Source organism: Armatimonas sp. (assembly GCF_043757465.1).
In the GTDB taxonomy this organism is placed as follows: domain Bacteria; phylum Armatimonadota; class Armatimonadia; order Armatimonadales; family Armatimonadaceae; genus Armatimonas.
Genome location: NZ_JAYVPL010000050.1, coordinates 1 through 7,325, shown reverse-complemented (window position 1 = coordinate 7,325; position 7,325 = coordinate 1). Strand labels below are relative to the sequence as shown.

The window sequence follows — 7,325 nt, the reverse complement described above, 5'->3', positions numbered from 1 at the left end:
CTCTGGAAGAAGGGATTGCCCAATCCAATGAAGAGCTGGGACGCTGAGGGCCACCGGAGCTAAGTGTCCCTTTTTAACAGCTATGTTTGTTCAGGGCCATCTTCTGGAGAGAAGACGAACCCGATACCATCGAAGCCGCCACGCTGGTAAGCGGCACAGGCTTGATCGAAGGTTGTCCAGGTCGCAGAGTCGGTGCTCTTGGCAGCGCCTTTGCCGTCGGCACGGAACGGGGCTTTAGTCCAAGTGCCTGCCTCCCCAGGCTTGCCAGCTCTCCAAGTGAAGCGCCACCCTACCCACTGAGAGAGAGCCTTGAGCTCGGGAGGGATGGTATCGAAGATCGGAGCAAGGGCGCGGGGCTTAGGTGTCTGGTTCACAGAGCACCTCCACAGTAGGAAAAGCTACTCTTGAATGGCTCCTGAGCGAGTCGTATCTCTACAGCCCGGCGCTCCTGCCGGGTGAGGTAAAGCGTGTCTAAGCACCAGCCTAGATACCAGCGGGGAATGTCTTGCAGCTCGGCACCATCGTACTTGCCGAAGCGAACCCGCAGGGCCGCTGTGTCCACGTAGCGCCCGACTAGATCGGGTGAAGGGTTCCAGCGCCGATGAAGCAGCGCTCTGTCTCGAATATTCATTATGGCCCACATACTCCCTAAGATCGCGTCCCAGTCTCCTTGTGGGCAGGGAGAGACTGGGACCGGTCTTAGATAGCTGTGAGGCTACCCGTCAGCGCCGTTGCGAGCCGTGGCCTACGGCGAACAACGCGGACGCTCTAGCAACGCGCCTCCCTGCCTGGGTGAAGCATTGCGGACTTCGATTAGGCGGGAGGATGACCCGCCGATGCTTCCTCAGTGAAACAGCGGCGAAAGTGAGGTAAAATCCGATTGAGACTCGGGAGATTTCCCACTTTCGCGCGCCCCTGGCTAGAAGTTTTGCCGCTTCTTGACCAGGGGTTCGCTGTTTTACTGCCTTAACTGACCTCCATTATACCCACTGTGCATCCTCTTTGCTTTGGTTAGCTTTTTTGGGGGGTGCACTTTTTTGTTTTTCTCTTTGCCGCCTCACCCGTGCTCGGTTCTGGCATCTTGCAGAGCAATAAACTTGTGTCGGCCTGGTGACTACGAATGGACTCAAGCAAACGGCACAACGATTGATCGCAAGCTTTCCGAGAACGATCTTACTCAAGCTCTCGAACACATGAGTGAGCAGAGGGTCTCTGTCGCTAAAGCGCACTATCTTTAGATCATCGGGGAAAAATCTAGGCTCGGGCGCATCCCCTTCTGTCCTCTTCATCGCCTCTATGAGTGCTGGAAAACTCTTTGCTGGAATAGCCCACTCCTTTGTGTAAGGGTCAACAATGATCAAGTGAATGACAGGGCTTGGGTTTCCATTTTGGATGATCCAGTCTTTCAGGTCATGGCTTATAGGGGCAACGACTTGGAAAGCAAGAAGAGATTCATAAGTCTCTGCCATCGTGGCAACGGTTGAAGCGAGAAATCCTGTGCTATCGGCTGCGCAATCCATCACCTCGCGAATTAAAGAGAGATTATCTTCAATCACGCTGACTGTTGCGAAGAAAGGCAATCCGACCTTATCTCTACTTACTCCAAATCGCTCCAAGAGCGCTACTATCTCGGAAGAGTAGGTGCGGTGTCCGCGGCTCATGACAAGCTTCACCACGGAGGGAGGCGCGTCTCCCGAAAGGCATCGCTCAGATTCGTCTAACTGGTAAAGCTGCGTCAGCAAGGGGATTCGTTCGTCCGAACCACGAAAAAGCCTCGATTTTTTTGGTGTCTCGTTTGCTAATAAGTTAGCTTTGCGCCTGATTCCCTCAATCCCTGCCTCTCCGTTTTCAATTCGAGCGACCATTTGAGGATCACCAAAGGCGGCGCGTACAACATCTTGAGGCAGGGTGTCCAGATCCACACCTGCCTGCATGAGCCTGAATGTTAGCTCTGGGTTCCCGTAAGGACTAGGTTCTTTTTTCACTCTTCAACCCCTCCCCTTCCAAAAAGCCCACCAGGGCTGAAGCTTGGTAGCTTCGCCCGGCGCTCTCACAGTCTCCACACTCCCCAGGGTAGTGATTCCCCCACCCGATCCCATGCGCGGCGCTGGTAGATCGCCCGGCCCACTATCGCCGCTAGAATCGGCGCGTGGAGCCTCCAGAGCTGGCAAGAGCTTGCCTTCCAGCTCCGCGACTTTACGTTCGGCCACGAGTTGGAGCCGTTGCGCTTGGTCCACGAGCTGGAGGGACTTCTCCGCCTGAGCTTCCCACTTGTGAGCTTGCTCTCGCCAGTGCTCACGGTCTTGCTTCACATCCTCCATCTCAGAATTTCGGTGCTCCAGCTCGCTCCTAAGCTGTGCCACCAGTGCGCTTTCCTGCTGTCGAAGGTTCGAACCTTCGGCCTGTCGGCCACTGTCGGCCAAAGGCGTTTTTTTGTCCGCCAAACCCTCTAAAGTGTCGGCCACTTGTCCGCCATTTGCTTCCTTGCTGTCCGCCACACTTGCCAGCGGCCAGGGCTTTCCCATCAGCAGAGCGAGTTCAGAGAGGCGGACAAGCCTTGCTCCCGTGTCGGCCATGTGTCGGTCACTGTCGGCCAACTTGGCCGACACGCGGCGGACAGTACGCTCCGGAGCCTCCAGCAGTATCGAGGCGCGGGAGATCGAGACGAAGCCCTCTTCAGGCATCGGTAAGCAGCTCCTGCAAGTCGTGCTCGCTGAGTGGGGAAGCTCCATGCCGTATGTGCCTTATGCGAACCACGAACCCGTCTTCGCCCTCATCCTCCACGGTGTAGAAGACGCGCCAGGCCGGGCCGCCAGGAGTCCGACGAAAGAGCATCACCCGAACCCGGCGCTCGATAAGGTTCTCCTCAGGGGCAATCGCAAACCGACGCGGCCAGACCGAGAGAGAGCCTATCGCCTCTTGGATCTTCTCCAGCCAATCCAGCGCGATCTCATCACCTTGAATCTCAGCGAGGCGCACCGATTCAATGTCAATGTCTCGCGTGGCACGGGGACGATAGCGAAGGGCATAAGATCGGGGAATGTCTTCCCGGTCTAAGCTCACGCGGCTTTCTTTCTGGCAAGTATTTTCGCACGGGCTGAGGCAAAGACTTCTTCATGGGCAATGTCTTCGCCCTCCTCGGTGAAGCTCTCCAGAATGGCCTCTACTGCGTCTAGGTCAATGCCTGCGAACTCACGAGCAAGCGCCCTCTGAGCACGGGCCACACCTTCAGGATTGTCTTTGATTCGAGCGCCGATCAGCTCTGGTATCTCAAGTGTCAGTGTCATGGTTATTCTCTTCCTCCCGTCACGGCTTTATCCGGCCCGTGAAGCTCCAGCGACTCCCGCGCCATAGATGACAGCTTCTCCTGCCGTGAGTGCCAAGCGTCTTTCTCTCTCTTGCAGAAATCGTCAAGTGCCATCTCTGGGAAGGCCGCCAGCACCGTCGCCCGTGCCATGCCCTCCGGAGTGGCAGTCAAGGCTACCAGCTCGTCAGGAACCGCTTCTATCGTTAAGTTGCTCATGCAGCCACTCGGACGTGAAGCCTATCAGCCACTGTGACAGCACGAAGCGCCGAAACGGGCACCGTCGCAACGGCAGCGGTCTTTCCCGTCACGGTGAAGAACTCAACCTCAAAAGCTACGGGAAGGTTCGAACCTTCGCTCTCTCCAGCTTTCCAAAGATGAACCACGCATCCCACATCACCCGCGACGAGATCCTCTTCAGGAACGTCAGCGGTCAAAACTACCCGGTCATGTTCTCGAATCATAATCATTCTCTTTCCTCACTCTCCGAATCTCCACCCGTGAGAACATCGCTTGCAGCTTGCGTTCTCGTTCCGACCACTCGCAAGACAAGCACACGGCCTTCTGTTTCATCCTGCACGGGATCGTAAAGAGCAAAGACAATGTGACACGCCACGGAGGGCGCAGGCTTCCTGTCAGGGCCGCTGTAGAGCCTCATGCGAACCTCAGCCCGCCGCCTTTCACTTTCATGAATAGCGCGGGGGAAGGAGCGCGGGCCGGGGAAGTCACCAAGGGACTCGATAGCCACGCTCAGACCTTCGTCCCAACGGGCGGCATAGTCAACGCCTCGAAGCCGTGCGACGCGAGCAAGAAGCAAGTCTATCTGAGCTTCGGTTGTCTCTTTCCTGGTAACTGTCCAGGTCACGCGGCCTTCTCCGTCTCGTATCCAAATTCTCTTTTGAGCAGCTCGGCACTTCGCTTGCGTCTGGCTTCAGAGTCCCATGGGCCGACTTTCGCCTCGCCTGATTCGATCTTGTCCAGATCATCCATGAGCGAGTCGTAAAGCTCCTTGGAAATCTTCACCGGCTCAGGTTCGACACCGTAGGCGGCTTCTACCATCCGGGCAACGTGTGCGAGGCGCTCAGGATCTTCAGCAACACGCCGGGCCGCTTCGGGTGAAATATCAAGGGCAAGTGTCTGTATCATTATTCTCTTCCTTTCAGTCTGGCTTTTGCGGCACCATCGTTCTCATCATCTTCACTCCCTCGCCCCCGTGACAGTGGTATCAGGCACTCGGCTTGCCCTCCTGCTGGGCTGCCTGCCCCAGTCCTGCTGGGCTGCCTGCCCCAGTTTGGTAGCTTCGTCCATAGCCAGAGCCGACAGGTGCATGCGCTCCTGAAGTGCTTCCGTATCAGCCTCGCTGAGGGGATCTAGAGGCACTTCCGAGTGGGGCGGGGCATTGTCCAGCGAGTAGACCAAGAGGTAGACGATCTCGGTGAAAAGGTCTGCCCCCTCGGACTTGGCACGAGCCACTAGGCGAGCGTAGAGATTTGGGGGGAGAGCTGAGATGAAGCTCTTCCAGCCCTCGGGAGCTTCTACGATGGATTGATCCATCGGGTAGCTTTTCGTCTTAGGGAGATCTTCTGAGTTCACCAGGTCACTCCCTCGCTCCCGTGACAGCTTCCCCAGGGCCGTAGAGTTCAAGCTCAAGCCCACAGACAGCCTGCAAGACGCGATCACCCCAGACAAGGCCAGCAGAGCCGCCTACAGGCACATCGAGCACGTCCCCCCGCTTGGCATCGAGCGCCTCAGCAAGCGTGAGGGCATGGCGCAAGGCATCGAGCAAGGCAAGTGCTTCAGAGCGTGAGGATTCCACGCGGGAGAGCTCGGCCAGGGGGTTAGACGGCTTGACGGGCGCAGCGCCTTTGTCTGGTAGCACGGCTCCTGCGTCCTGGAGACTCTCCAGCGCCTCACGCGCCGCGTGAGTTGCTTTCTTGGCTTCTGCACTTGCCAGCGTCACCAGCTCGGCTCTTGCGTCGTCTGTGGTGGCACGCTGATACCTCTGTGTGAGTTGCCACGCAAAGCCCGCGCTGTCTTGTGCCTCTTGGACAGCAAGCGCGATTCTATCGAGATCCGTTGAAGTTCCTGTCATGGGTTTATCCTCTCGCCCTCAGAGCCATCATTTCAGCTCGAAACCTATCTTTCCCCATTGGTGCTTCTGGAGCGCCTAGAATCGGCTCCTGTGGCCTCCCTGGAGTATTTCCCGCTTGTGCTTGCTGTCTGTGATTTCCAAAGAGTTGCTCTTTGGTGAGTATCACTTTCTTTGCAACGGGAACTCCGCCCTGGTCGCTGGCATGATCGGAGACCGGCGCGGCAGGAGAGAAGCCACGGCGAAGCGCTTCACGAAGCCATGCCCCACGGTTCAAAACGTTCTTTGCTTGCCTGTAGGCCGCGATCACTCGTTTGACTTGCTCCTCGGTCAGAGAGTGCTTCCCTGCCTCTCGTGCCAGCTCCAGGGCTTCGGACTCGGTACAGACTTCTTTGAGAATGACGACAGCAACAGGGCAGGATTTCGACTCAGGAGAGCTACCAGTCTTTTCCTTCGTGTCTGATGTCGTCTCTTTCCCTACGGGAGCAGTCTTAGAATGTGTAGAGGGAGTAACCGCCAGTTTTTGAGGGGAGTAACCGCCAGAGCAACCGCCAGAAGGCAAGGCCAAAAAAAGGCCACGGGAGCGCCCGGCGACGCGAACAAGGGGCTTGAAAAAGAGCTTTGACTTTCCGCCTTTGCGTGTCTGAGTGCGAGCGATCCAGCCCACTGCCAGCAGCTCTGCAAGCCTTGCCCGCGTGGTGGACAGGGAGCGCTTGAACATCGTCGCGAGAGTCTCCAGCAGCTTCACGCAGGCATAGCCACTGCGACGGGAGAGCCTCTCCAGCAAGCGGAAGAGTGCGAGCGCCTGGGGACTCACGGAGGAGTCTTTGACTAGGGGGAGCGAAGTATCAGCGCGAGGAGACAGCGCCCCTGATTCGCCCTTGTTGGGGCTTCTGTGAACCTTACCTGTGCAAGGTTCTGCTAAGTCGTGGTATTTTGACATTGGTATTTTGCATTCCTTCGGGAGTGTGAATCTTGCCCGTGAGCGCCTCGAACGCTTGCGGGCTTTTTCTTTTTTAGTGCTGGAGAGCTTATTCTAGTCCACTCCCCACGCTTCCATGAGCTTCAAGTGAGAGCCGGGCAATGAGCAAGCTGAGATCCTCAGCAACATCGCAACCTGCCGAACCTCCGATCACAGAGCCAAGAGAGCGCCCCCTGGCAGCGTCCACACGCTCCGCAACGGGCAGGAGCTTCTCCAGCCCCGCAAGGAGCGCCCGAACGTCTGGAGTGTCCAGCGCGTGAAAGGGGATCGGGTGAGACAGTGCGGCGGCGGCCTGGTCACTTTCACACGCTCCGAGAGCCTGAAGACCGCGCACGATAGCACGGGCGTTCTCACGGGCTTCTTTGGCCAGCGCTTCGCCGTCAAGAGAGCCTGACTCGCGTGCAGCGTGCCAGGCACGGGAACCTGCCCGCATCGCGGCTATGGCATGGGTCTGTAGTCGGTCAAGCTCCCCAGCGGGAACCGGGCGCGTCGTGGTGGCAGTGCTCATTCCTGACTCGCTTTTCGCTCTGCTGAGCGAGCAAGAGCGGCGGCAGCTATCTTTGCGCGGGTCTCAGGGCTTTGTGGTGTCCCCTTCGGCCTTCCTCCGTGCTGTCCATTCTGCCGGGCGGCTTCCGTCTTAGCCTCACTCTTAGCCAAGCCCATGAGCCTGGCAGCTTCTTTTCGCGCTTCTGCGCTTGCATCTTTGACCGCAGGAGACGTGGCGGCTTCCGTTTCTTCTTCCATTCGTATCCTCTTGTATTGATTATCCCAGCGATTGATTATCTTGTCAAGATAAATAACCCAACTATTTTTAGAGAATCCCTTGACACATAACCCAACGTTTGATAATATGGGGCTTTTTGCCCATCGCACCGGAAAGGTATAGTTGGGCATCACGTTGGATGTGCAGCGACACGATTTTGGGGTCTCTGTAGCAATCCCTGAATGAT

Annotated in this window: 15 protein-coding genes; all 15 read right to left on the bottom strand. The window is 57.2% G+C overall.

The window, feature by feature from the left end; genetic code table 11:
- Positions 1 to 80 precede the first annotated feature (80 nt).
- The gene (locus tag ACH2ED_RS06350) at positions 81 to 374 is read right to left on the bottom strand and encodes a hypothetical protein (RefSeq protein ID WP_395089428.1); all 294 of its coding nucleotides are present in this window, start codon (positions 372 to 374) and stop codon (positions 81 to 83) included.
- Positions 371 to 631: a hypothetical protein gene (locus ACH2ED_RS06345; protein WP_395089425.1), complete on the bottom strand. Its 261-nt coding sequence runs from the start codon at positions 629 to 631 to the stop codon at positions 371 to 373. Before ACH2ED_RS06345 ends, ACH2ED_RS06350 begins: the two co-directional genes overlap by 4 nt.
- A 349-nt stretch (positions 632 to 980) precedes the next feature.
- Positions 981 to 1,985, bottom strand: a complete 1,005-nt coding sequence (locus ACH2ED_RS06340) for a hypothetical protein (RefSeq protein WP_395089424.1) — start codon at positions 1,983 to 1,985, stop codon at positions 981 to 983.
- A 3-nt stretch (positions 1,986 to 1,988) separates the two neighbouring features.
- On the bottom strand, positions 1,989 to 2,684 hold the full coding sequence (locus ACH2ED_RS06335; RefSeq protein WP_395089422.1) for a hypothetical protein: 696 nt from the start codon (positions 2,682 to 2,684) through the stop codon (positions 1,989 to 1,991).
- Positions 2,677 to 3,063 carry a type II toxin-antitoxin system RelE/ParE family toxin gene (locus tag ACH2ED_RS06330; RefSeq protein WP_395089420.1) on the bottom strand — a complete coding sequence of 129 codons (387 nt, stop codon included), beginning with the start codon at positions 3,061 to 3,063 and terminating at the stop codon, positions 2,677 to 2,679. Before ACH2ED_RS06330 ends, ACH2ED_RS06335 begins: the two co-directional genes overlap by 8 nt.
- Complete coding sequence (locus ACH2ED_RS06325) at positions 3,060 to 3,287, bottom strand: hypothetical protein (protein ID WP_395089419.1); 228 nt, start codon at positions 3,285 to 3,287, stop codon at positions 3,060 to 3,062. Before ACH2ED_RS06325 ends, ACH2ED_RS06330 begins: the two co-directional genes overlap by 4 nt.
- 2 nt (positions 3,288 to 3,289) lie before the next feature.
- Positions 3,290 to 3,523, bottom strand: coding sequence for a hypothetical protein (locus tag ACH2ED_RS06320; RefSeq protein WP_395089417.1), 234 nt, complete (start codon positions 3,521 to 3,523; stop codon positions 3,290 to 3,292).
- On the bottom strand, positions 3,520 to 3,768 hold the full coding sequence (locus ACH2ED_RS06315) for a DUF4926 domain-containing protein (RefSeq protein ID WP_395089416.1): 249 nt from the start codon (positions 3,766 to 3,768) through the stop codon (positions 3,520 to 3,522). The genes ACH2ED_RS06320 and ACH2ED_RS06315 overlap by 4 nt, the downstream gene beginning before the upstream one ends.
- Positions 3,769 to 3,770: 2 nt before the next feature.
- Positions 3,771 to 4,169 (bottom strand): hypothetical protein, encoded by a 399-nt coding sequence (locus tag ACH2ED_RS06310; protein ID WP_395089413.1) that lies wholly within the window; start codon positions 4,167 to 4,169, stop codon positions 3,771 to 3,773.
- A complete protein-coding gene (locus ACH2ED_RS06305) occupies positions 4,166 to 4,450 on the bottom strand; it encodes a hypothetical protein (RefSeq protein WP_395089411.1) in 285 nt (94 codons plus the stop codon). Before ACH2ED_RS06305 ends, ACH2ED_RS06310 begins: the two co-directional genes overlap by 4 nt.
- 51 nt (positions 4,451 to 4,501) lie before the next feature.
- Positions 4,502 to 4,897, bottom strand: a complete 396-nt coding sequence (locus ACH2ED_RS06300; protein WP_395089408.1) for a hypothetical protein — start codon at positions 4,895 to 4,897, stop codon at positions 4,502 to 4,504.
- Positions 4,898 to 4,901: 4 nt separating this feature from the next.
- Complete coding sequence (locus ACH2ED_RS06295; RefSeq protein WP_395089407.1) at positions 4,902 to 5,396, bottom strand: hypothetical protein; 495 nt, start codon at positions 5,394 to 5,396, stop codon at positions 4,902 to 4,904.
- 4 nt (positions 5,397 to 5,400) lie between these two features.
- Positions 5,401 to 6,210, bottom strand: a complete 810-nt coding sequence (locus ACH2ED_RS06290; RefSeq protein ID WP_395089405.1) for a hypothetical protein — start codon at positions 6,208 to 6,210, stop codon at positions 5,401 to 5,403.
- A 214-nt stretch (positions 6,211 to 6,424) separates the two neighbouring features.
- Positions 6,425 to 6,883: a hypothetical protein gene (locus tag ACH2ED_RS06285; protein WP_395089404.1), complete on the bottom strand. Its 459-nt coding sequence runs from the start codon at positions 6,881 to 6,883 to the stop codon at positions 6,425 to 6,427.
- Positions 6,880 to 7,325 (bottom strand): hypothetical protein (locus ACH2ED_RS06280; protein WP_395089402.1); only part of this gene is annotated, 446 nt, incomplete at its 5' end. The genes ACH2ED_RS06280 and ACH2ED_RS06285, both read right to left, overlap by 4 nt.